Consider the following 24,961-nt stretch of genomic DNA (forward strand, 5'->3'; position numbering starts at 1 on the left):
AGATTAATATTAATAAATTGTAAATAATTACTTAAGGGGGAGCTATATGAAAAAAATTATTTTAGTATTAATTTGCGTATTTACATTCTCTATTTTTTTAATAAGGTTTAATTGTAAAAATGTAGATAATAATACAACTATTAATGTAAATTATTTTAATAAACAAAATGTAAATGGTATGGGTCTAGATTATAATATAAAAAATATATCTAAAGGAAAATATAAAATTAATTTATATTCAAAAGAGTTTAAAAAAGGTAAATTTATCAAAGAAGAAAGTTTGTATAGCACAATTTTAAACATTAAAGATAATAAAAATGGGTTTGATATAAGTATATATCAAGAAAATGAAGAATTTAAAATTTCAATAGGAGAATCTACATATTATGAAGTCTCATCCGATTTTTTTAAATCTGGATACTCTGGAATAGCTTTATTTGGAATTTAATCAGAAAATAAAGTAACATTTAATAAAGATTTTCCAATTCAAGGATATATAATAGGTGATAATGTAAAAAATATAGATAATACAAATATTGATGATATTTTTAATCATAATTCTGACAATGAAATTATAATATATTTAAATATAAGTAATATAGAGTAAGATGAAATTTAATTTATAACCTTAATATAATACGAACAAAAGGTAGGGATATGTAAAGTCGATATACTCATACTTTTGTTATTCAAATTGATTTTAATATCGACACTGTATTAAAACAAAACCAAATATTTAAATGATAAATAATATTTTAAATTAAATCTATTGAAAAAATAATAAATTATTGGTAGGATTAAATTTAGTTAATATAGAAAGAAGGTATTACTATGGAAGAAATATACAGACTAATAGAAGAAAAAATAAAAGCTTCAGGATACTTAGGATATTTAAGTGGTGAAGAAATATATGATGAGATCTGTGATGAAATAGAAGAGAAAGAAAATGGAAGTTATATATTTATGTCTAAAAAGGAAGATGATATATTTTTTGAATTTAAGATAGATGTTATGGATGAGAATTTTAATTTATCTTATATAGATATAAACACTCCTGAAAAAAAATATCATGTAGATTTTGATGCATAATAAAAAGCCATATTATAAGCTTTAAGTTTATAATATGGCTTTTATTTTAATGTATATAAATCAAATTTATTATATTTAAATCATCTACTTAAGTATAATATGTAAATTACAATAAGTGTTTTTATAGTATTATTTTTTTCAACATAGTCTATAATTGGTCTTAAATTCATATTAAATTTTATTAAAAGGGTAATACTGGGTATAAAACTAAGGCTAGGTATAAATGAATTATTATTTTTAGTAAATTTAATAGTAAGGTCTTTTTTACTATCTAAAAAGTAATTTATACACTTTAAATTATTAAAACTAATTATAAAGTCCTTTTGAATACAATATAACTATATTATCTTAAAATTAGTAAATTATGATATATTGATATAGTAAATATAAATTTTTATTTATACTAATAAGGAACTATTTAGAATATTATAATTATAAGAATATATAATATTTTAGAATTATAATTAAAAAATAATATGTAATAAAAAGGAGAATAAATATGAATATACTAATTACTAATGACGATGGAATAAGAGCTGACGGAATTATAGAACTTGCAAAAGAACTTGCAAAAACTCATAAAGTATATGTAGTTGCACCGGATACTCAAAGAAGTGCAACAGGACATGCAATAACAATACATGAACCTATAATGGTAAATAAAGAATATATAGATGATAATATATGTGCATATTCAATATCAGGAACACCAGCAGATTGTGTAAAAATAGGAATAGAGGCTTTATTCAAAGATATAAACATAGACATGGTTTTAAGTGGTATAAATAATGGACCAAATTTAGGAACTGATGTAATATACTCTGGAACTGTATCTGCTGCAATAGAAGGGTTTATCCAAAATAAACCATCAATAGCATTTTCATTAAACGAGTTTAATGTCTCAAAAGAAATTTATAGTCAAGTTTCTAAATATGCATCAAAAATAGTAAATGATATTAAAGATAAGTTAAATATATTAAATGATTGTATATTAAATGTAAATATACCAAATGGAGAAGTTAAGGGAACTAAAATAACAAGACTTGGAGAAAGAAAATATGAAAATGTACTAGAAGAAAGAATTAGCCCACATGGAAAAAGATATTTTTGGATAGGTGGTCAAGTGAAAGAGCTTGAACAAGAAAATGACAGTGATATAGCTGCAATTGAAGAAGGTTACATAACAATAACTCCAGTAAATATAGATATGACAAATAATAAAAAAATAGATATATTAAAGAATGAATTATTATAGTTAAGCAAAAAAGTTATAAGATATATAAACTTTATATCATATAACTTTTTTTACGCTTAAGGATATTATAATATTTTAAAAAATGTGGATAACTTCTGAATGTAAGTAATATCAATAAATTGTTTTTGAGCGTAAAAAAGATTTTGAAATACTTCGCCCACGCAGTGGCTCAAGCAACGGACAAAGTCGTTGGCGACATGAAGTGATTCGCCGACACGTCGCTTAAGCGAAGCGAATTTTTTAATATGCTTATAAAAATACTTTTAATATAGCAATTTCCTTTGGATTTTTAAGTTCATTTGCATTAAAATTATCTGTATTTATAGTATTTTTAATTATTATAAAAAAATGAAAGCATATACTTATAAAAATACTATTAAAAGCTAGGGGTGAGAATATGAATAATACTCTTATACTATATGAAAACGATTCTGTAGAAATAAATAATGTATTAAATAAAATAAATGAAGTAATATCAAATTCAAAATTACATCAAGTAAATGATGAACTTGTAGATGTAGATAATTATTCAAATATAGCGATAACTATTTCTATGGAAGATGAAAATAATTTTAATTTATATAAAAGTTTAAGAGATTACAATATAGATTTTACAAATAAGAAATTAGTAATAATATGTATAGGAAGTACTAAACAAGATGTAATTAAACATATAACTGAAATCAAAAAAATAACTAGTAAATCAGATTTATATTATCGTTTTATAAATACAAAATATGAAAAATTAGAAAATATAATAAATGCAGCAATTAATATAAAAAGATATATAGAAGAGCCTAAAAAGTATAAAAAGAATCATTAAATGATTAGATAGGTAAATATTTAAAGAATAAAATAATATTCAATAGTTGGAGAATTATAGATATTAATAATAATTTCAATAAAGTAAATACATCAATAAAGTATATTAAAATTAATATAATTTAAAAGAATAGATATTGAAAATATTAGATATTTATATATAAATTTTAATATAATTAAAATAAGACTTAGTAAATAGGAATTATTAAATTAGGGGGATGGATATGTTAATATTAACTATTGAAAGTGTACCAGGTAAAAAGATTAAAGAGGTAGTAGGATTAGTAAAGGGGAGTACTATAAGAGCAAAGCATATAGGAAAAGATATAGGAGCAGGATTTAAGCAATTAGTTGGTGGAGAGTTAACTGGATATGATGAAATGCTTACAGAAGCTAGAAAAATAGCTATAGCTAGAATGGTTGATGATGCAAAGAGTCAAGGAGCTAATGCTATTATAGGATTTAGATTGACTTCGGCTGCAGTTATGCAAGGTGCTGCTGAAATGTTAGCTTATGGTACAGGAGTTATATTAGAAGATGAGTAATAATGGAGTTTTTATTATAAGTGCTATATTAGGTTTAGGTATTCCTGCTATAGCTGTAATTTCTAGTGTAATACTGCTTATAGTGAAAATCATAGAACGAATAAAAGAAAAGAAAAATGAGGATTTCGATAAATACGATAAATATTAAAATAAAAAATAGTATAGGAAATTTATATTTCTTATACTATTTTTTGCGCTATATAATTATGTTTTAAATTTTTATAATATGGAAATCATAATTATATTAAATATAACTTATATTAAAGGAGATTATAAGAATGAATTATGATGTTGTAATTATAGGCGCAGGTCCATCAGGAATTGCAGCAGGACACAATATTATAAATAACAACTTATCTTGTTGTATAATTGATAAACAAGTGTTTCCAAGAAATAAACTTTGTGCAGGTGGAGTAACTCAAAAGACATTTGAATTATTAAAAAGTTTAAATTTAGGTCAAGAATTTAAGGGTGAAAATACTATAGTTAGTAAGGGCGTAAGTATATATTTAAAGGATAAGTACATAACAGATATAGCATGCAAAGGAAATACATATTTAGTAGATAGATTCGAATTTGATGAATACTTAGTAAGAGCTTATGAAAAAAAAGGAGGAAAGCTATTAGAAAATACTAAAATAAAAAATATTGATACAGAAAATAATATTATAACCCTAGCAGACAATCAAAATATAAAATTTAAATATATAATAGGAGCAGATGGAGCAGTAGGGATTACACGTTCTTTAGTAGATAAAGATATAAAGGCTAATGGTTTTTGCCTGCAAGTAGATATAGATAAAATAAATACAAACTATAATAGTGATAATATGTCTATGTATTATGGAGTACTTCCTTATGGTTATGGCTGGATATTTCCTAAAAAGAATCATCTAAGTGTTGGATTTATAGGAGAATATGATAAAAAGATAGACTATAAATGTGAGTTTGAAAACTTTTTAAATAATATAGGAATTAATTGTGATAGAAGTGAGTTTAAAGGAGCATTTATACCATTTGGACAATATCTAAATAAACCTATAAATAAAGAAAAAAACTTATTATTAGTAGGTGATGCAGCTGGATTTGTAGATCCGATAACAGGAGAAGGAATATATTTTGCTGTTTTATCTGGAATAAAGGCTTCAGAAACTATTATTAAAGCTATAAAAAATAAAGATATAAATATTATAGATGAATATATTTATGAAATTCACAATATTACTAATAGTATAAAAAAGGGAAGTAAACTCAAAAAAGTAATATATAACTATAAAAAGCCACTATTTAATTCTATGAAAAATAAAAAAATAGGAAGTTTTATGTTTAATGACTGTGTGTACAATTCTAATTATGATATATTAAAAACTTTAAATAATAAAAAAAACTGTAGATAAAAATACTATCTACAGTTTTTTTATTACCAGTTACAAGGTTATGTAAAACTATCACTTTAAATAATAGACAAAGATAATAATTATTATATGGAATTAATGAACGTATAAAATCATTGTTAAAATAACTTTATTTATAATAATTTAATTAGTATAATAAATTATAAGCAATACTCATAAATTTACAGAAATATTATAACGGATAAAAATACTAAATAAATATTAATTTTTATTATGGATGATATTACAATACTTAAAAAAACGGATAACTTCTAAATATAAGTAATACTAATAAATTGGTTTTAAGTTTGAAAAATATTTCAATAAACAGATGAAGTTGTTAGCGAAATAAAAAATAACATGATATATGACTTAAAGTGTTTCGCTTACACTTTACTCAAGAGAATCTAATTTCATATCTAAAATAGTTAAAAAAATAACTATATTAAGATATGAATTTTAATTTATAGATGGGGTATTAATTAAATATTAATGAAATAGAGGTGAATAGATGGATACTATAAGCATTATAAATAAATTATATAATGAAAATAATGCATCAAGAGAAGAGTTATTATATTTATTAGATAATATAGACTCTAAATCTAAAGAGCTTCTTATAGAAAAAGCTCATAAAACAAGACTAAAATACTTTAAAAATAAAGTATATATAAGGGGGTTAATAGAATTTACAAGTTTTTGTAAGAAAGATTGTTTATATTGTGGTTTAAGAAGAACAAATAAAAATGCACAAAGATATAGATTAAGTAAAGAAGATGTTTTAGAGTGTGCAAGAGTAGGAGATAAATTAGGATATAAGACTATTGTATTACAAGGTGGAGAAGACGCATATTTTAACGATGAAGTAATGGTAGATATTATTAAATCTATAAAAAGGGAGTTTCCAAATAATGCAATAACACTATCTCTTGGAGAACGAAGTTATGAATCTTATAAAAAAATGTATGATGCAGGTGCTGATAGATATCTTTTAAGACATGAAAGTGCATCTAAAAAATTATATGAAGATATACATCCAGGGGAACAATTTGAAGCTAGAAGAAGGTGTTTAAAGGATTTAAAAGAGATAGGGTATCAAGCTGGTGCTGGATTTATGGTTGGGATACCTAACCAAACTAATGAAGATTTAGTTAAGGATTTATTATTTGTAAAAGAATTTGAACCAGCTATGTGTGGAATAGGACCATTTATACCACATAAAGATACGCCTTTTAAAGATTATGAACATGGAAGTTTAGAAAAGACTATTATATGTTTAGCGATAGTTAGATTATTACTTCCAAAGGTTTTACTTCCTGCTACAACAGCTTTATCAAGTATTTGTGAAAATGGAAGAGAAGAGGGATTAAAGGCTGGAGGGAATGTTGTAATGCCTAATCTATCACCAATGAGTGTTAGAAAAAAATATTCTTTATATGATAACAAAGCATATATATTAGACGAAGATGCTCAATATAAAAATATGATAGAGGAAAAGTTAAAAAATGTAGGGTTTGAGATAGAAATAACTAGAGGAGATAATCCAGATTTTAAATAAAATTTATCAAAAAGGGGGAAATATTTATGTTGATAAATCATGAATATATATACAAAATTCTTGAAGAAACTAAAAATCCAAGTAATGAGCAAATAAAGGATGTTCTTAAAAGAGCTAAGAATAGAGAGGGATTAGATTACAAAGATATAGCAATACTTCTTCAAGCAGAAGATGAAAATGACTTAAAAGAAATATATTCTTTAGCAGGAGAAATAAAAAAAGATATATATGGAAAGAGAGTAGTTGTATTTGCACCTCTTTATGTAAGTGACTATTGTGTAAATAATTGTGTTTATTGTGGCTATAAAAGAGATAATAGCTTTAATAGAAGAAGACTTACAATGGATGAAGTAGCACAAGAAGTAAAAATATTAGAACAAATGGGTCATAAAAGATTAGCACTTGAACTTGGAGAAGACCCAGTTAATGCACCTATAGAGTATGTACTAGAATGTTTAGATACAATATATAAAACACAAAATAACAATGGAGAAATAAGAAGAGTAAATGTAAACATTGCAGCTACAACTGTAGAAAATTATAAGTTACTTAAAGAAAAGGGTATAGGAACTTATATATTATTCCAAGAAACATATCATAAACCAACTTATGATAAAATGCATCCAAAGTCATTAAAGGGAGATTATAATTATCATTTAACTGCATTTGATAGAGCTATAAAAGCAGGTATTGATGATGTTGGAGCAGGGGTTTTATTTGGATTAGCAGATCCTAGATTTGAAGTATTAGGTCTTATGATGCATAATGCTCATTTAGAAGAAAAGTTTGGAGTAGGATTTCATACAATATCAGTTCCAAGACTTCAGCCAGCAAAAGGGGTTACATTAGAAAACTACCCACATTTATTAGATGATAAGATGTTTAAAAAGATTGTTGCTATACTTAGAATAGCAGTTCCTTTTACAGGTCTTATACTTTCAACTAGAGAAACTCCAGCAATGAGAAAAGAATTATTAAAATATGGTGTATCTCAAATATCTGCAGGTTCTTCAACAGGAGTTGGTGGATATAAGGAAAGAGAAAAAGGTAAAGAAACAAAGCAATTTGAAACAAACGATGAAAGAAGTCCAATAGAAATATTAAAAGAACTACTAAGTGATGGATATATACCAAGTTATTGTACAGCCTGTTATAGAAAGGGAAGAACTGGGGATAGATTTATGAGCCTAGCAAAATCAGGTAACATAAAATATGTCTGTGAACCGAATGCTTTAATGACTTTACTTGAGTTTACACTAGATTATGGAGATGAAGAGTTATATAAAAAATCTCTAGAAATAATAGATAAAGAAGTTGAAAATATAGAAAGAGAAGATATAAAGACATTAACAAAAGAAAGTATGGAAAAAATGAAAAAAGGACAAAGAGATTTTTATCTTTAGGAGGCAAAAATGAATACAACTCCAAATGCAAATAGAAAACATATAGGAATATACGGAAATACTAATAGTGGAAAATCTTCACTAATGAATAAAATATTAGGTCAAGATATTTCGCTAGTATCAAATGTAGAAGGAACAACAACAGACCCTGTTCAAAAGGCTATGGAACTTATTCCATTTGGACCGGTACTTTTAATAGATACAGCAGGACTTGAAGATAAAACTGAGTTAGGTGAAATAAGAGTTAAAAAAAGTTTTGAATTTTTAAAGCGATTAGACTTTGCTATATATGTAGTTGATGGAAAAAATTTAGATATAGATACTTATAAAAAGTGGAAAAGAGAAGCTAATAAATATAATATAAATTACATAGTTGTTGTAAATAAATTAGATAGGTTAAATAATGATGAAATAAATAATATAAATAATATATTTGATAATCCATTATTTATATCCGCTAAGAAAAATGAAAATATAGATAAGTTAAAAGATGAACTTGTAAAATATTTAGAGCAAGATGAAGAAGACAAACCTATAGTAGGAGATTTACTTCCTTATGGATCAAATGTAGTTTTAGTTGTACCAATAGATTCTGAAGCTCCAAAGGGAAGAATTATACTTCCACAAGTTCAAGTTATAAGAGATTGTTTAGATCATGGAATAAAAACTTATGTTGTAAGAGATACAGAACTTGAAGAAGCTTTAAAAGAAATTAAAAATGTAGATTTAGTTATAACTGATTCACAAGCTTTTAAAGAAGTAGATAAGATAGTTCCTAAAGAAATAAATTTAACTAGCTTTTCTATATTATTTGCAAGACAAAAAGGAGAGCTTAGTTATCTTTTAGAAGGAGCAAATAAATTAAAGGATTTAAAGTCTGGAGATAAAATATTAATATGCGAAAGTTGTACTCATAATATATCTCATGAAGATATAGGTAGAGTAAAAATACCTAGGATGTTAAATAAAATTGCTGGTGGAGAATTAAATTTAGAGTACAAAGTAGGTTATGATTTCAATGAGGATGTAGAAACGTATGACATGGTAATACACTGTGGTGCATGTATGGTAAATCGAAAAAGTGTAATAAATAAAATTAATCTATGCAAAGAAAAGAATGTTCCTATAACTAATTATGGTTTAGTTATAGCATATTTTACAGGTATCTTAGATAGAAGTATAGAGATTTTTAATTAATAAATTAAATAATAAAAAGAGTCTCTTAATTTAGTTAAGAGACTCTTTTTTATTTTAAATTATTAATTTTTAGTTAAATTGATTAGTATATTTTTTATTTTTATCTTCTTTGCACCCGCAATCATTTTTAAATTCTGGGCAAGTTCCTTCTAGTCTTTTCTTAGTAGTACAAGACATTTTTACATCACTATTGCTATTAAATTTAGGCTGTTTATTTTTCATTATGTTAACCCTCCAAATAATATATCTGTAATATTTATTATTAGGAAAAATACAAAAATTATTTAAGTAATAATAGGCATAAATACCAACTCAAGTATTAAATTTAAAAAAATAAATAACAATATATAATGTATAAAATAAATTTAAAATTATGTTGAGTTTATTAAAACATAAAGAATATAAAACTTATATAAAAATAGAAGGATATTATAAAGAAGAGTTATAATATAAATATAAAAGTTATTTTTTACGTATAAAGTTAACTATAATATGAAAAATATGGAGAATTTATTAATGGAGGTAATATAAACTACTTTAGATCTTCAAAAATAATGCTTTGAAATGCTTCGACAACGCAGTGGCTCAAGCAATGGATGTGATAAATGCTTCATAGATACATTGTTTTAAGCGGTAGAGGGTGTCATATAGTTGTTGACATGAGTAAAGCGAATTTTTATAAGATAACATAGAAGTTAGAGGTGAAAAATATATAATATGGAAAAATATTTAGGTATAGATATAGGGGGAACCTTTATAAAATATGGAGTATTTAATAAAGATGGAATGGAATTAAGTAGTGGTAAAGTAAAAACTACTATGATAACGCTAGATAGATTTATTAATACATTATTAAATATTATAAATGAAAATGAAGACGTAGATGGAATAGGGATTAGCATGCCTGGATTTATTGATACTAATACAGGATATATACTAGATGCAGGGTCTATATATCCTCTTCATAATAAAAATTTAAAAGAAATAATTTATGAAAAGTGTGGAAAACATATTGAAATAGAAAATGATGCCAATTGTGTAGCATTAGCAGAAAAATGGATGGGAAATGGTAAGGGGTATTCAGACTTCTTAGTTATGACGATAGGAACAGGTATTGGTGGAGGTATAATAATAGATAATAAATTATACAAGGGTAATAGATTTATGGCTGGAGAGTTTGGATATATGATTGTAGATGGAGTAGGACATAATACGCCGAAATATACATCAAATAAAAATGCATCTATGAAAGCATTAGTTAATAGTGTAGCGAGGGCTAAATTTATGCCAAGAGAAATGTTAGATGGTAAAAAGATATTTGATATGATTGAAAATAATGACGAAAAGGTTATAGACGTATATAATAAATGGATTAATCATTTAGCTTTGACTATATATAATTTAGTATATTCATTTAATCCAGAAGCTATATTAATAGGAGGGGGAGTTAGTAAACAGATAAGGTTGATTGATGATATAAAAATTAGATTGTATGAAATAGATAAAAGAATTATTGAATTTGTTAATATAGAAACTTGCAAGTTTTATAATGATTCAGGTAAGATAGGTGCAGTTTATAATTACTTATTTAAAAATAATAAGATAGATGATATTTTTTTTTAAAATTCTAGTGGATAGATATTATTATGTAATAAAATTTTTATAAAAATATATTGAAAAGTAAAAAAATATATGATATAGTATTATTTGTAAAAACATGTATGGAGAGGTGTCCGAGTGGTTTAAGGAGCTGGTCTTGAAAACCAGTGATGCGGTATCGCACCGTGGGTTCGAATCCCACCCTCTCCGCCATAAGCCCAGATAGCTCAGTCGGTAGAGCAGGGGACTGAAAATCCCCGTGTCGGTGGTTCGATTCCGCCTCTGGGCACCAGTTAAAGCACTTACATAAGTAAGTGCTTTTTTTTATTATTTATTTTCTTCGTTTGATTCTATTATCTTTATCAATTCTTTAGTTTTATTTTTTAAATCTTCTAAGTATTTAGTTCTATATTCGTATTGAGCATATCCTAAGATTGATATTTGTTTAGGATCATATATTATTGAAGAGTTTTGAAATTCTTCAAAACTTTCAATTTTTATATCAATTTTATTAACTTTAATATATTCGATTATTTCTGTTGTATATAGTTGGATTTTTGCAAAATGTCTCCGATGTATTTTTTTAAAAGGAAGTCTTATAAAATACCCTATAACCCCTGCATCACCAAAACCATCAATATCCATGGCATTACAACATTTTTTTATATGAATTAATAATTTTTCACAATCATTAATTATATTACTAGAACTCATTTTATTTTAAATCTTTCTTATAACAGAGAACTTTTTAATGTTATTTTATCGTTACCTACATATATCCCGAACTCAAAATCATTGAATATAGAACTACTTGCTCCACTATATGTTCTTCCTTTATACCTATATTTTACATATGCTGACCCTGATGAATTTTCACTTAACTTTGCTCCATATTTATATGCATCCTGTGTTCCAAGCAGATTAGGTCCTAATGCATATTTTGTTATTTTATCATATCCACCATTAACAAGACTATATGAAAATGTAACCTGTATAGTATGACCCTGTAGTGTATTTTGAGTAGCTGTAGCATATAAATTAGAGTATGCAATTCTATTCGTTCCATTAACATAACCACTGCCTGATGTCGTACTTCCACCTGTAATTCCAGTAACTGCACGTGAAATAGAATCATCTTCTTCTAATACTTCCTCAACAACGCCTCCATATATTCCTTCTTGCTTATAAACACCATTAGGATATACTGTAAGTTTATAAAATTCACCATCTATAGTTTTTTCACTTTCTATAATTGGCTCACTATCCTTAGCTTCAGATATTAATTTTGATTCAGATTTTAATAATAAATTCATTTTATTTCTAGCTTGAATATCTCTTAATTCATCCATTTCTATTTTAAAAATCTCTTCAAATTCTTTATGTTTTTTTGCTCTAAAATCACTATCTTCTTTAGATTCAGTTGAAATATTATCCTTAACTGTATCTGCAAATACTTGTCCTAAATTAGAAAAAACCATTAAAGAACTTAATGTAACCACTAACATTTTATTATATTTCCCCATAAAATCCCCCTTATATTTTACATTTTAATTAAAGTATAGTCTGATAAAATAATGTTTGTCAATATAAAATACTATTTTTAAAAAAGTATCACAAAATAGTATTTTATATTGAAATATTTAGAAGTAAATATACTCTTATTCTATTGGTCTATTTTTTATAAAACTTTTTAGAGATAGGAAAAGATTCATTAGAGCTATAGAAAAGACAAAGGATTAGAGATGCAACACTAAGCTTATCTAGACAATTTATATCATTAGAACCTTTAGTTATTTTTTATGTTTAAAGATATTATATACTTTAAAATAGGAGAGGCAAAAAATTCATATTTAAATAAATATGAATATATATATAAGACTGGAAATAATAAATAGTAAAAATATAAATAATAAAAATAAAGTTAAGGAGAATGATAATATGGCACAAGTTATAAGTAGTGAAGAGTTTAATAACCTTGTACAAAATACAGAAGGAATAGCAGTAGTTGACTTTTTTGCAACTTGGTGTGGACCATGTAAAATGTTAGCACCAGTATTTCAAGAAGTAGCAAATGATCTTGAAGGAAAAGCAGATTTTTACAAAATAGATATAGATGCAAGTCTTGATATAGCAAGACAATTTAGTGTAAGTACAGTACCTACAGTAATAGTATTTAGAAATGGTGAACCTATAGAAAGATTAGTAGGATTTATGCCTAAAGAAAATCTATTATCTAAAATAAAAGAATATATTTAAACGATACAAAAACTCTACAAGGTTAATATTAATTTTGTAGAGTTTTTTACGTTTAAAGATATTAACAAAGATTTTAGATATTTTCAGATTATATATATATTTTAGTAAGATAATTGCACACAGTAACAATTAGTCAAATAGCATCATAAAGTATATAAAGGATATCTCAAATACATTTTATATAATGAGATAAATCCTTATTGTGACTTAATGAGGTGTAATTATGAGAGGAAAAAATAAAAACGTTGAAAAAGTTGAAAAAGTAGTAAAAAAAGTAACTGATCCTATAGAAAAAGTAGGAAAAGAAGTTGTAAATGGAGTAGGTAACGTTGCCAAAGAAACAGTACAGGGAACTTTAAATGTAGGAAAAGAAGCTATAAAAACAGGTGCTAATGTAGGAAAAGAAACTATAAATACAGGTAAAAAAGTTGGAAAAGCTGTAAAAGATTCAGTTAAAAAAGGTAAATAATTAAAGAAAAGGAGTATACATAATATTTGTATACTCTTTTTTATTAAAAATTTAAATATTTTTTTATAACTTTTAATTATATAATTTATAAATATTGTTTTTTTAAAATATTAGCTAAATAAAATAGATAATTTATACAAAACAGCAATATGTAATGGGTAGAAGATATAAAATAAATGTTTAAATCCTTTCCCCCTTCTTCCATTATATAATGAAATAAAAAACAATGAAAAAATCATCATCCATTGAGGATTTCCAAATAATAAATCAGATGTGATAATTATTAAATCAGCTCCAAATATTCCAGTAAAACATACTGAAAATAGAAATTCCAATAAATCGTTATTAATTAAATAATTTATTCTTAAAAGAAAAGAAGAATTAAATAAAATAACGTAAATAAAAGTTAATACAATAAAAGAAATTGAAATTTTAAGTTTATTATTTCTAAAAATAAACATAGAAACTCCAATTAAAACAAATATTATCCCTCCATCTAAGAAGAAAATACTATTTGTAATGCTAAGTATTAAATGTAATACATTGTCTGTAATTTCGGTAAATGAACTTAGATAAATTGAAGCTATACTAATTATAGTTTGATATATTATAAATAAAAATAAATACAACTTAGCATTTTTATTCTTCTCTTTAAATTTATCAATTATAAATATAATAGTGAGAGTTAATAATATAGTTCTTATAAAATTCACTCTAATGTCATTTGATTCCAGAACTAAATTCATAAGCTCCATAAATACACTTAAAGAATAAATCTTTATAAAAAATTTCTTTTTATTTGAAGTATGAATATAACCTTCCACACAACAGAATAAGAATATTGGTGCTGCTAATCTGCCTATCCAGTGAAAAAAATAAGGTAAGTTAGGTAAAAATAGCCACATATGATCTAATATCATAGCAATCATGGCTAAGAGCTTTAATTCTGTAACAGTCATAATACTTCTCCTTTTAAGTAATGATTTAGTTATAAAACATTAGCTTTGATTTGTAAAATAAAAAAAGCTATAAATTTCATAGCTTTTTCTTATTAATTTAATCTATAAACAGAGCTTTGTGTATTAATAAACAAGTTGTGTTAAAAAAACTTATTTTATTTTTTTCTTATTATATATCCATAAAAATCTGTTCCGTTGTCATTTCCACCTGAAAATTTAAAGTAATATTTACTACTAGATGTTAAGTTAATAAATCCACCTGCAGCACTATTAGCTGGTACAGTAATAGTTGATACCTTTGATAAACTACCTTTTTTGTATAATGTAACTGTTAATTTTTTATTTAATTGATTGTCGAAGCGATACTCAATTTGTGATGCACCTGTAAATAAATTGCTAGAATATAAGTAAGACCAAGAAGATGAGCCACTAAAGTTCATTTTCGAACCTACAGAGCTTAAAGTCACTGTATTAGTTGGAATGTCAACTCCTTGTGCTTCAATTAAAAAATCATCAATTACTATTGGATTATCCCCTGCTATTACTTCTTCATTTTGAGTAGCATAAACATTATTAATTCCATAAGTACTGATTGATATAGCCACAACCATAGTTGTAGATAAAAGTTTTAAAATGTTTTTCATAGTATTCTTTTTACTCCTTACTACTTTGTTTTTATTATAACAAATATAATCGTTTAATGTTATAATTTTACATAAATTAATTTCGCATTTTGTATATATATGTAAAAATATATGGTATATTTCGAATTTTTAAAATTTAAAAAAGATATAGAAATTAATCTATATCTCAAAAAAAGTTTAAAACTCAATGGATTATGTTATTATACCATATATATGTTAGTACTACTACTTCTTGGAATACTTATACAAACTTATCCAAAATCAGATCGAACTTTCTTACTTCTATGTTCATTTATTAAGTTTGCAGTATTTTTGTTTTTAATCATCATATATGTCATATCCTAGGTGTTCATCAAGCTCCGCTTCTAATGTTTCTTGAAATGTTTGCAAATAAATCTTTTGACATTTCTTGTATATCTCTTGTTGTGTTAAGAGCAGATTCTTGTATAAGTTTATTTAAAATTTAACTTTTGTTTAATATAAAAAGTGTGTACCTTTATTTTGATAATCTAATTTAATTATCGCACTTTTGGAAGAATATACACTTTATTTTACAGACCTAGATTTATATAGTAAAGTAACCAATTAGACCTTAAAGTCATATATATTGAGTACATATATTTTAAAGTAGAATATTAGCTGCATAAATTGTACAAACTGTGAAAATTGCATAAAATGTATAGAGTGTAGAGACTGTCTTGATTGGATAGACAATCAAGAGTATACAGATTATGAAATATATGATTATGATGAATCAGAAGATGAATAACTAAACTATATAAATAAGAATGATATACGATAATGTAATAATTTTGTAATTAGCTATTAAAATCCTTTAAGCATATTATAAAGTAACATGGTTAAAGGAGGCATAGAATGAATAAAAAACTAAATATAGCGGCAGTAATATGTCTAATGTTGTCTATAGGATTAGTAAGTATAGGAGTAAAATATACATCAATTAAAGATGATTTAAAATATACTATAAAAGAACTAGAATCTACATCTGAAAAATTAAACTCATTAAAAATACAAAATGAACAATTAGAAGAAAATATAGAAAATAAAAATAAAAAACTAGATAAATACAATTATCTTATAACATTAAACCATGAAGATTTAGAAAAACTATATACAGAAATTAACTTAAAAAATCAACAAATTGAGGAATTAAATACATCAATTAAGAATCAAAAAGATGAAATAAGTAAATTAAATAAAGATATAATAAATAATGAAAATAAAATAAAAAACTTAAATGAAACTATAAAAATAAAAGATAATGAAATAATAGAATTAAAAGCTAAGTTAGAAAAGCAAAATCAAGAACCTAATGATTTACAAGCTTTAATAAAAGAAAAGGATAGTACTATAGAAAATCTAAATAAGTTGTTAAAAGAAAAAGAGGAATATATTAATAGTTTAACTAAAACTATTAAAGAAAAAGACAATATGATACTAAAGTTAAATCAAGATATTAGTAAGTTAAAAGAAATAGAAAAGAATTTAACTGATGAAGTAGATAATTTTAAAAAAGAAATAAGTACAGTAAATGAGAATGGTAAAAAGGAATTAGAAAATAAAGATAATACTATACAAGAATTATTAAGTAAGAACAAAGAACTTGAAGATAAATTAAATAAATTAGAAAATACTTCTGAAGAGATAGATTAAATAAGCTAAAATTTCATAATATATAAAAAAGAATCTAAAATCTTAGATTCTTTTTATTGCGTAACAAATGTTACGACTTTTGATTAAGAAAAGATGTATAATAATTTTATAAACTTTAATATAAGGAGAAAAATAAATGAGCGCATTTTTAGCACCAATACACACATGGTTATTTAATAAAATAAAATTAGCACAAGATTTAGAAAAAGATATAGTAAACTTACACATTGATAAATTTAAAGAAAGTGCTATAAAAATAGAAAAGGAAGCAAATGATATATATGGTCAATATATAGAAGATAAACCATTAGAAGATTTAATTGATGTAAGTAATATACACGGATGGTTACAAGATAGAATAAAAGAAGTAGAAAGTAAAAGTGCATATATAATAACTAAATACTATGATATGTACAACGAAGAAAGTAAGGTATTAACAGAAAGTGCATACATTTCTCAGGCAATAAAGTGTGCACAAAATGAAAATAATAAATCAAATTCACCTGAAAATGCTTATATATCATTAAATAATTATATATTATCAGGTATGCCTTGTGATAGAGCAAACTCTGTAATTGAAAAAAATGAAGATTATATAATTTATGAACAAAATGGATGTATTCATAGAACAAATTATGAAAATGGACAAGGGAATTTAAACTACTTATATGAACTTAGAGACTTATGGGTAAAAACATTTATGGAAAGTTTAAGTACAAAGTATTTATATGAAAAAGAAAATTTAGATGATAAAACTATAAACAAAATAAGAAAGGCATAGTTTATATGAATCATTATGGAAATCTTCAAAAAATTAAAAATGGTAAAAGAACTTATGGGATAACTCCTCATATACCTGGAGGATTTATACTACCAGAAACTCTTATAAAAATAGGTGAAGTAGCTAAAAAATATAATGGAGTATTAAAGATAACATCAGGACAAAGGATACTTATAACTAATCTTAAAGAAGAAGACCTAAAGAATATATGGGAAGACTTAGGTATGGAGCCTGCTGTTAGAAATCAATACTCGGTAAAAAATGTTGAAATATGCCCAGCAAACTTTTGTAAACGTTCTAAGTACCCAACTATTGGTATAGGTATGAAAATAAGCAAAAACTTTCATGGAATGCCTCTACCTAATAGAACTAAAATAGGTGTAGCAGGATGTAGAAATGCATGTTCGAGTGTATATTCAAAAGATGTAGGGGTATTAGTAGATATAGATGGAAAGTTTTTTGTAACTGCAGGAGGAAGTGCTGGATTTTATCCTAGAATGTCGGATATAATAACTAAAGGACTATCGGAAAAGGAAGCTTATGAACTTGTAAAATCTATATTAGAATATTACAATGAACATGGTCAAATGGGTGAAAAGCTAGGCGATTTTATAGATCGAATAGGTATAAATACATTTAGAAAAGATGTACTTGAAAAATCAAATTTAAAGGAGAATTTATAATATGATAACTAAAGATACTATAATAGGTGATGTAATAAAAGAAAATGAAAATGCAGTAGGAATACTAATGAGCTTTGGTATGGGATGTGTAGGTTGTCCATCATCTCAAATGGAAACTATAGAACAAGCTTGTTCAATACATGGATTAGATTTAGAAGAAGTGTTAGCTAAATTAAATGAAAAATAAAAAGTAATGTAATTTTTACTTGAAAGGTATTATGAGATAATATAAGGATTAATATAATTAAAAATTTATATTATTTATCGTACATAAATTAGGTAAAAATGCATATATACTCCGTCATATTTATATAGGGCGGAGTTTTTTATGTTTATAATAACTATATAAGTAGTAAAATTATTCGATTACTTGCAAAGACTATACTTTATATACTCAGAAAACTATTGGAGTTTATATTAGGTGTGTAATATGATGTGAAGTTACCGGTGAAATAATATTAAAAAGAAAGACCTAAAGTTTACTAGAGTATAAAAGTTAACATAATAAAATTAAATATCTTTTATAAGAAATTAAATCTATGTATTATAAATATCTTAAAATATTTAAGATATTGAAATTTATAGTATAATAAAAAAGGTAAATAAAAAGTTATAATTTGAGCTATTTATTATATAAGGAGGGTGATTTATGAAAATTATTCACACAAGTGATTGGCATATAGGAAAAATAGTAAATGAATATTCAATGATAGATGATCAAAAATACATTTTAAATAAATTAATAGAACTTATAGATGAAGAAAATGCAGATGTACTTATGATAGCAGGTGATGTATATGACAGATCTATACCACCAGTAGAAGCAGTAGAATTGTTAAATGAAACTTTAAGCTCTTTAGTAATAGATAGAAATGTATCTGTATTAATAATATCAGGGAACCACGATAGTGGAGAACGATTAAGTTTTGGTAGTAAAATATTAGAAAAGCAAGGGTTATACATAGCAGGTAGTGATGAAGAACTATATAGAAAAGTAGTTTTATGTGACAGTAATCAAAATGTAAACTTCTATTTAGTACCTTACAAAGATCCAGCACTTACTAAAAAACTCCTTGATAACAAAGAAATAAGAAGCCACAATGATGCAATGGTAGCTGTTATAGATAAAATAAAAGAAGAGTTAAATAAAGATGAAGTAAATATTCTTATAGGTCATGGATATATAACTATGAAAAGAGAAGAAGCAATAGATGTAAGTGACCATAAATATGAAGTGGCAGAACTAGAAACTTCAGAGTCAGAAAGACCACTATCTATAGGTGGAACAGATCTTATAGATGGTAATATATTTAAAGATTTTGATTATGTGGCTTTAGGTCATTTGCATGGTAGGCAAAAAATTGGACGAGAAACTATGAGATATTCAGGATCTTTACTTAAATACTCATTTTCAGAGGTTAAACAAAAAAAGAGTATTGCAGTATTAGAGTTAAAAGATAAAGATATAAATATTGAACTAAGGGAATTAAATCCACTTAGAGATTTAAGAATTATAAAAGGGAATATAGACGATTTAATATGTGAAGGTAGAGATATAGAAGAAGGTAAAGAAGATTATATACAAGCTATACTTACTGATGATGGAGAACTTATGAATCCTATGGAAAAGCTAAAATCAGTTTATCCAAATACAATGCTAATAACTAGAGAAAGAAAAAGAAATGTATCACAGGAGTCTATTTTAGCAAAAGGTGAATTTAGAAAGAAAAGTAAAATAGATTTATTTAAAGATTTCTATGAAGCTTATGGTAGTGGTGATTATACCGATAAAAAGGAAGGTGTACTAATAGATACTATAAAAGAAGTACTTAAAGAGGAGGTGTAGTAGGTGAGACCAATAAAATTAACAATAAGTGCATTTGGACCTTATGCATCTAAGCAAGTTATAGATTTTGAAGAATTAAAAGGTAGAAATATATTTGTTATATCGGGAAAAACTGGAGCGGGAAAGACAACTATATTTGATGCTATAAGCTATGCTTTATATGGAGAAGCAAGTGGAGAAAGTAGAGAAACTGATTCTTTAAGAAGTCACTTTGCTGATGATAATACAGAAACTTATGTAGAATTAGAATTTGAACTTAGAGGTCAAAGGTATATAGTAAACAGAGTACCTAAGCAAAAGAAGAAAAAAGCTAGAGGTGAGGGTTATACGGAAAAGTCAGCTGATGCTACTTTAACCTTACCAGATGGAAAGGTAATAACTAAGGTAAAGAATGTTACTGATAAAATAATAGAAATATTAGGTATAACTAGAGATCAATTTAAACAAATTGTGATGCTTGCACAAGGTGAATTTAAAAAGCTATTATTAGCTGATTCTGTAGAGAGAGAAGGAATATTTAGAAAAATATTTAATACTTATGACTTTGAAAAAATACAAATAGAGCTTAAAGATAAAGCAGCAAATCTTAGTAAAAATAGAACTAAAAGCAAACATGAAATGGAAATTAATTTAAAAAATATAAAAGGGGAACATGATATAGTAATAGGAGAATATGTAGATTTCCCTTTAGTTATAGAAAATTTAAAAGATTTATTAGAAAGAGATAATAATATTTATAAAACTCTTAATGAAGAAGGAAAAGAAGTAGACAATAAGCTACAAGTTAAAAATCAAGAGAAAGCTATTATAGAAACTAATAATAATTTGCTTAAAGAAAAAGATATTATTGCAAAAGATTTAGAAGAACATCTATCAAAGGAAGATGAATATAAAAATAAAGCAAAAACTATAATAGATGGAAAAAATGCAAAAGAAGTAAAATACATAGAAGACAAGCTTATAGAAAATAATAAAAAATTAGCTAAAAGAGAAGAAGATTATAATATAAGTTTAAGAAATATAGATTTCCTAAAATTAAAACAAGAAGAAGCAAATAAGCTTTTGCAAATAGAAGAAAGTAAAGCATATGAGAGAGAAAAGTTAAGTGTAGAGATAAATAATCTTAATAAATTAGAAGAAAAGATTATAGAACTAGATAGCCTTAATAATAAGGTGATACAGTTAAAACAAAATGTAGAAAATAGTAAGTTGCAAATAATAAATAATAAAAAGGCAACTGAGGAACTAAAAAAATCTAAAGAGGAAAAAGAACTTCAGTTAAAAGATATAGATACTTTGGGAACTAAAAAAGTAGAACTAGAAAGTGATATAAAATCAAAAACAAAAACTTTAGATGAAGTAAGGGAATTATTTAAAGTTATTATAAGTTTTCAAAATACTTATATAGAACATAATAATAAAGTTAATGAATATAAAGCATTTGAACTTGAGTATAAAAAAGTAAAAGAAAATTATGAAGCAATGGATGACTTATACAAAAAAGAACAGGCGGGAATACTTGCAAGTAAGTTACAAGAAAATGAGCCATGCCCTGTATGTGGGTCCACAAATCATCCAAATAAAGCCACTATAAAAAATGGCTTAAAAATACCGACTAAAGAAGATTTAGATCTAGTTAAAGAAAACTTAGACAAACTGGAAAAAGAAAATCAAGAAAAAATAAATAATCTTACAGTTTTAAACTCAAATAAAACAAATTACTTAGAACAAGTTAATAAGCATTTAAGCATGTTATCATCTAATTTAAATATAGATAAAAACTTTAACTTAGAAACTGCTCAAGTAGTTAAAAATTTAGGTACAGAGTTAAAAAGTGTAATAGATAACTTAAAAGAAGAATTATTAAAAGTTATAGATAAAATATCTTTAAAAGAAAAAATAGAAAAAGAAGTATCGGCTATAATAGCTACAATTAATGAAAACGAACAAAGCTTAATAAAACTTGAAGAAAGTGAAAAAAATTGTACAACAGAACTTACACAAAATTCTACTAAAATAGATGAGTATAAAAAAGAAATACCAGAAAATATAACTGATGTAAAAACTTTAAATAATTTAATAGAAACTAAGACTAAGGAACTAAATATAAGTAAAGAAAAATTAGCAAAACTAAGACTTGAAAATGAAGACTTAGTTAAAAAATTAGAAGGTGAAAATTCTACTTCTAAAGAGATAAAAAAATCAATAGAAGAATTAAAGTTAGAAATAGCTAACAATCAAGCTAACTTTAATGAAGCTATAGAGAAACAAGGATTTGATAATATACAAACTTATGAAAATGCTAAGCTACAAATATCAATGGTAGAAAGCTTAGAAAAAGAAGTTGAAAATTACAACTCGGAGCTTAAATTAACAAAGGCTAAGCATGAAGATATAATAAATAAAACTAAAGATATAGTATTTATGGATATATCTACAATAGATGAAGAAATAAAATCTATACAAAATAATAAAAGAGAACTAGAAAGTAAACTAAGAGATTTACATTCTATAATAGATAACAATAAAACAATACTTAAAAATGTTGAAAATCTTAATATAGAGTTTAAAGAAATAGAAGAAGAATATAAAGTAGTAGGAGAGTTAGCAGATTTAGCTAATGGTAAAAAGGCTCCATATATATCATTTGAAAGATATATACTAGCATCTTACTTTGAAGATATAATAGAAGCTGCTAATATAAGGCTAGAAAAAATGACAGGAGATAGATTCTCATTAATAAGAAAAACATCTAAGAGTAAAGGTGCAGGTCAAAAAGGACTAGAGCTTGAAATATATGATAATTATACTGATAGCTCAAGAGATGTAAGCTCACTATCTGGAGGAGAAAGTTTTAAAGCATCATTATCATTAGCATTAGGTCTTTCTGATATAGTACAATCAAATGCAGGAGGAGTATCTCTTGATACTATGTTTGTAGATGAAGGGTTTGGTACACTAGATCCACAATCTTTAGACAATGCAATTGATAGTTTACTTGAATTGCAAAGGGGAGGACGATTAGTTGGTATAATCTCTCATGTTGAAGAGCTTAAAGAAAGAATTGATGCTAAACTTGAAGTTATATCTACTTCAAAAGGAAGTAAGGTAAAATTTAATATATTATAAAAAATAATAGTTATACAAATAATATCCTATAGATTGGACAATATAAAGTTCATCTTTAGGATATTTTTACGTTTAAGGATATTGTAATACTTTAAAAAATATAGATAACTTCTGAGCGTAAGTAATATCAATGAACTATTTTTGATAGTAAAATATATTAAATATAACATCGAAAGGATGATAGATTATGAAGGTAATTATTGCAATAGTAATAAGTACATTACTTACTACAGGAGAAATATATTCAAGTTTTAATGAAAGTATAAAAGAGAGTAATCTAGCTATTTTCAATAAAGAATATGAAAAAGTAGATGAGATGTTTAACTTAGAACTAAGAGAAAATAATCTTATAAAAGAATATAATGTTAGGACGGAACAACAACCTGTAACTATATCAGAAAGTAAGGCAATATTACTTGTAAAAGATATGCTCAAAACTTATGGATATGTACCTAGAGTAATAGAAGTTGACCATAGAGAAGGTAATAATTATGTAGTTCATGCATACGAAATAATACAAGATGATGAAAAAACTTGGCATACTGCCACTATAGGATGGTACTATGTAGATATGTATACAGGTAAAATAGAAAGTATATTTTGATTAAATTACCAAAATAATTTAATTAGTTAAATAAATTATGCATATAACGTAAATATATAAAAAGATAGGTTATCTAATGTGAGATAACCTATCTTTTTATATACTCAGTATCGTTAACAATGAGAGAGTAAGATTTATCATTTTTTAAAATTATATCAAAATACAAATTATTATTTTTTCTTGATGATATAACTCCTTGAGCATACAAGTATGAACCATTTTTATGCATTGCTTTAGTCTCTATATTATGTTCAGAATTTAATGGAATTAATATATTTATTTGAGATTCTATAATTTTAGAATAGGTATTAAAATCATCACTAGATACTATACTATTATTTGATGTAGATATAGAATTAGCCTCTTTTTTTTCTATTAAGTAAGAAAGACGTTTATTAGTTATAAGAAAATAAAAAGAAGCTATTAATATAATTAATAAAATTATAAATAGATTTTTAACTTTTATAAATTTACGTCCTTTTCTTAATACTTTTTTATATTTTGGGTAAGGAATAACTTTAAAATCTATTTTTCCATATTCATTGGCTTTAAAATTATACTTTGAAATGTGATGTTCTTCTCTTTGTTTAAATACAATTGTTTTACCATTGTTTTTTTTCAAAAATTATTCCCCCTTTTATAAGTTAATAGGATTAAGGCTGTTATATTAGAATATATTCAGTACAAGTATAAAAAATGCAAAAAAGTTAATATCTATATTTACACAAATATGCGTTTGATATATAATATAAAATATCGAACAAGTGTTTAGATAAGAAAGAAAAATTTAAAAAAATTTTTATTATAAATTAGTAATATTTTGAATTTATGGATAATATAATAAAGTATAAATCTTAAGAGGAGTGATAACCAATGATAATAAAAACAAATAGTTTAAAAGATATAAATGAAATAACTCTAACAAACTTAAAAAATGGAGAAGTAACATTAGAACAGTTAAATGAAATATATAATAAAATGGGATTTGTATTTGTTGCAAGTAAGGGTAGATTCACTAAAATAAAAAAAGAAATAAAACATTAATAATATATAT

General features: G+C 24.8%; 27 protein-coding genes, 2 tRNA genes and 1 pseudogene. 23 read left to right on the forward strand and 7 right to left on the reverse strand.

Annotated features, from left to right (window positions below; all coding sequences use genetic code 11):
* The first annotated feature begins 46 nt into the window (after positions 1–46).
* The 10 genes from CRIB_RS03705 (at position 47) to hydF (ending at position 9,263) form a co-directional block, all read left to right on the forward strand.
* Complete coding sequence (locus tag CRIB_RS03705) at positions 47–448, forward strand: hypothetical protein (RefSeq protein ID WP_180703193.1); 402 nt, start codon at positions 47–49, stop codon at positions 446–448.
* 383 nt (positions 449–831) lie between these two features.
* The gene (locus CRIB_RS03710; RefSeq protein ID WP_180703194.1) at positions 832–1,089 is read left to right on the forward strand and encodes a hypothetical protein; all 258 of its coding nucleotides are present in this window, start codon (positions 832–834) and stop codon (positions 1,087–1,089) included.
* Between the two features lie 499 nt (positions 1,090–1,588).
* Positions 1,589–2,344, forward strand: coding sequence for a 5'/3'-nucleotidase SurE (surE, locus tag CRIB_RS03715; RefSeq protein ID WP_180703195.1), 756 nt, complete (start codon positions 1,589–1,591; stop codon positions 2,342–2,344).
* Positions 2,345–2,741: 397 nt separating this feature from the next.
* On the forward strand, positions 2,742–3,167 hold the full coding sequence (locus CRIB_RS03720; protein WP_180703196.1) for a hypothetical protein: 426 nt from the start codon (positions 2,742–2,744) through the stop codon (positions 3,165–3,167).
* A gap of 223 nt (positions 3,168–3,390) precedes the next feature.
* Positions 3,391–3,711 (forward strand): heavy metal-binding domain-containing protein, encoded by a 321-nt coding sequence (locus CRIB_RS03725; protein ID WP_180703197.1) that lies wholly within the window; start codon positions 3,391–3,393, stop codon positions 3,709–3,711.
* Positions 3,704–3,859 (forward strand): hypothetical protein, encoded by a 156-nt coding sequence (locus tag CRIB_RS03730; protein WP_180703198.1) that lies wholly within the window; start codon positions 3,704–3,706, stop codon positions 3,857–3,859. The genes CRIB_RS03725 and CRIB_RS03730 overlap by 8 nt, the downstream gene beginning before the upstream one ends.
* A 130-nt stretch (positions 3,860–3,989) precedes the next feature.
* The gene (locus CRIB_RS03735) at positions 3,990–5,108 is read left to right on the forward strand and encodes a geranylgeranyl reductase family protein (protein ID WP_180703199.1); all 1,119 of its coding nucleotides are present in this window, start codon (positions 3,990–3,992) and stop codon (positions 5,106–5,108) included.
* A 508-nt stretch (positions 5,109–5,616) separates the two neighbouring features.
* On the forward strand, positions 5,617–6,663 hold the full coding sequence (hydE, locus tag CRIB_RS03740) for a [FeFe] hydrogenase H-cluster radical SAM maturase HydE (RefSeq protein WP_180703200.1): 1,047 nt from the start codon (positions 5,617–5,619) through the stop codon (positions 6,661–6,663).
* Positions 6,664–6,689: 26 nt separating this feature from the next.
* The gene (hydG, locus tag CRIB_RS03745) at positions 6,690–8,066 is read left to right on the forward strand and encodes a [FeFe] hydrogenase H-cluster radical SAM maturase HydG (RefSeq protein WP_180703201.1); all 1,377 of its coding nucleotides are present in this window, start codon (positions 6,690–6,692) and stop codon (positions 8,064–8,066) included.
* A gap of 9 nt (positions 8,067–8,075) precedes the next feature.
* Positions 8,076–9,263, forward strand: coding sequence for a [FeFe] hydrogenase H-cluster maturation GTPase HydF (gene hydF / locus CRIB_RS03750; RefSeq protein ID WP_180703202.1), 1,188 nt, complete (start codon positions 8,076–8,078; stop codon positions 9,261–9,263).
* Between the two features lie 69 nt (positions 9,264–9,332).
* Here hydF and CRIB_RS03755 read toward each other — a convergent pair whose 3' ends face one another.
* On the reverse strand, positions 9,333–9,485 hold the full coding sequence (locus CRIB_RS03755; protein WP_180703203.1) for a hypothetical protein: 153 nt from the start codon (positions 9,483–9,485) through the stop codon (positions 9,333–9,335).
* A gap of 495 nt (positions 9,486–9,980) precedes the next feature.
* Here CRIB_RS03755 and CRIB_RS03760 point away from each other — a divergent pair, with 495 nt between their 5' ends.
* The 3 genes from CRIB_RS03760 (at position 9,981) to CRIB_RS03770 (ending at position 11,154) form a co-directional block, all read left to right on the forward strand.
* Complete coding sequence (locus tag CRIB_RS03760; protein WP_180703204.1) at positions 9,981–10,886, forward strand: ROK family protein; 906 nt, start codon at positions 9,981–9,983, stop codon at positions 10,884–10,886.
* Positions 10,887–10,986: 100 nt separating this feature from the next.
* Positions 10,987–11,075 (forward strand) — tRNA-Ser (locus tag CRIB_RS03765).
* A 3-nt stretch (positions 11,076–11,078) separates the two neighbouring features.
* Positions 11,079–11,154, forward strand: a tRNA-Phe gene (locus CRIB_RS03770).
* Between the two features lie 35 nt (positions 11,155–11,189).
* On the opposite strand, the gene CRIB_RS03775 is transcribed toward CRIB_RS03770, so the two are convergent.
* Both CRIB_RS03775 and CRIB_RS03780 read right to left on the reverse strand, forming a co-directional pair.
* Positions 11,190–11,576 (reverse strand): hypothetical protein, encoded by a 387-nt coding sequence (locus CRIB_RS03775; RefSeq protein ID WP_180703205.1) that lies wholly within the window; start codon positions 11,574–11,576, stop codon positions 11,190–11,192.
* Between the two features lie 17 nt (positions 11,577–11,593).
* Positions 11,594–12,385, reverse strand: a complete 792-nt coding sequence (locus CRIB_RS03780) for a hypothetical protein (protein ID WP_180703206.1) — start codon at positions 12,383–12,385, stop codon at positions 11,594–11,596.
* A gap of 337 nt (positions 12,386–12,722) precedes the next feature.
* Between CRIB_RS03780 and trxA the strand changes: the two genes are divergently transcribed.
* On the forward strand, positions 12,723–13,118 hold the full coding sequence (gene trxA / locus CRIB_RS03785; protein WP_330404934.1) for a thioredoxin: 396 nt from the start codon (positions 12,723–12,725) through the stop codon (positions 13,116–13,118).
* A 223-nt stretch (positions 13,119–13,341) separates the two neighbouring features.
* Positions 13,342–13,587: a hypothetical protein gene (locus CRIB_RS03790; protein WP_180703208.1), complete on the forward strand. Its 246-nt coding sequence runs from the start codon at positions 13,342–13,344 to the stop codon at positions 13,585–13,587.
* 110 nt (positions 13,588–13,697) lie between these two features.
* Here CRIB_RS03790 and CRIB_RS03795 read toward each other — a convergent pair whose 3' ends face one another.
* The 3 genes and pseudogenes from CRIB_RS03795 to CRIB_RS12865 all read right to left on the reverse strand — a co-directional run.
* Positions 13,698–14,546, reverse strand: coding sequence for a TraX family protein (locus CRIB_RS03795; protein ID WP_180703209.1), 849 nt, complete (start codon positions 14,544–14,546; stop codon positions 13,698–13,700).
* Positions 14,547–14,701: 155 nt separating this feature from the next.
* Positions 14,702–15,190 (reverse strand): hypothetical protein, encoded by a 489-nt coding sequence (locus tag CRIB_RS03800; RefSeq protein WP_180703210.1) that lies wholly within the window; start codon positions 15,188–15,190, stop codon positions 14,702–14,704.
* A gap of 254 nt (positions 15,191–15,444) precedes the next feature.
* Positions 15,445–15,653, reverse strand: a pseudogene (locus tag CRIB_RS12865) (transposase); the annotation flags it as partial.
* A gap of 413 nt (positions 15,654–16,066) precedes the next feature.
* Between CRIB_RS12865 and CRIB_RS03805 the strand changes: the two are divergent.
* From CRIB_RS03805 to CRIB_RS03835, 7 genes are all read left to right on the forward strand, one after another.
* The gene (locus CRIB_RS03805) at positions 16,067–16,864 is read left to right on the forward strand and encodes a coiled-coil domain-containing protein (RefSeq protein ID WP_180703211.1); all 798 of its coding nucleotides are present in this window, start codon (positions 16,067–16,069) and stop codon (positions 16,862–16,864) included.
* Between the two features lie 136 nt (positions 16,865–17,000).
* Positions 17,001–17,645 (forward strand): hypothetical protein, encoded by a 645-nt coding sequence (locus tag CRIB_RS03810; RefSeq protein WP_180703212.1) that lies wholly within the window; start codon positions 17,001–17,003, stop codon positions 17,643–17,645.
* 5 nt (positions 17,646–17,650) lie between these two features.
* Positions 17,651–18,328 (forward strand): nitrite/sulfite reductase domain-containing protein, encoded by a 678-nt coding sequence (locus CRIB_RS03815; protein WP_180703213.1) that lies wholly within the window; start codon positions 17,651–17,653, stop codon positions 18,326–18,328.
* A 1-nt stretch (position 18,329) separates the two neighbouring features.
* Positions 18,330–18,515 (forward strand): DUF1858 domain-containing protein, encoded by a 186-nt coding sequence (locus CRIB_RS03820; RefSeq protein WP_180703214.1) that lies wholly within the window; start codon positions 18,330–18,332, stop codon positions 18,513–18,515.
* Between the two features lie 462 nt (positions 18,516–18,977).
* Positions 18,978–20,174: an exonuclease SbcCD subunit D gene (locus tag CRIB_RS03825; RefSeq protein ID WP_180703215.1), complete on the forward strand. Its 1,197-nt coding sequence runs from the start codon at positions 18,978–18,980 to the stop codon at positions 20,172–20,174.
* A 3-nt stretch (positions 20,175–20,177) separates the two neighbouring features.
* A complete protein-coding gene (locus CRIB_RS03830) occupies positions 20,178–23,303 on the forward strand; it encodes an SbcC/MukB-like Walker B domain-containing protein (protein ID WP_180703216.1) in 3,126 nt (1,041 codons plus the stop codon).
* A gap of 187 nt (positions 23,304–23,490) precedes the next feature.
* Positions 23,491–23,907, forward strand: coding sequence for a hypothetical protein (locus CRIB_RS03835; protein WP_180703217.1), 417 nt, complete (start codon positions 23,491–23,493; stop codon positions 23,905–23,907).
* Positions 23,908–23,995: 88 nt separating this feature from the next.
* Here CRIB_RS03835 and CRIB_RS03840 read toward each other — a convergent pair whose 3' ends face one another.
* Positions 23,996–24,529, reverse strand: coding sequence for a hypothetical protein (locus CRIB_RS03840; RefSeq protein ID WP_180703218.1), 534 nt, complete (start codon positions 24,527–24,529; stop codon positions 23,996–23,998).
* Between the two features lie 251 nt (positions 24,530–24,780).
* Between CRIB_RS03840 and CRIB_RS03845 the strand changes: the two genes are divergently transcribed.
* Positions 24,781–24,951: a hypothetical protein gene (locus CRIB_RS03845; RefSeq protein ID WP_180703219.1), complete on the forward strand. Its 171-nt coding sequence runs from the start codon at positions 24,781–24,783 to the stop codon at positions 24,949–24,951.
* Positions 24,952–24,961 lie beyond the last annotated feature (10 nt).

Source organism: Romboutsia ilealis (genome assembly GCF_900015215.1).
Taxonomy (GTDB): Bacteria; Bacillota; Clostridia; order Peptostreptococcales; family Peptostreptococcaceae; genus Romboutsia; species Romboutsia ilealis.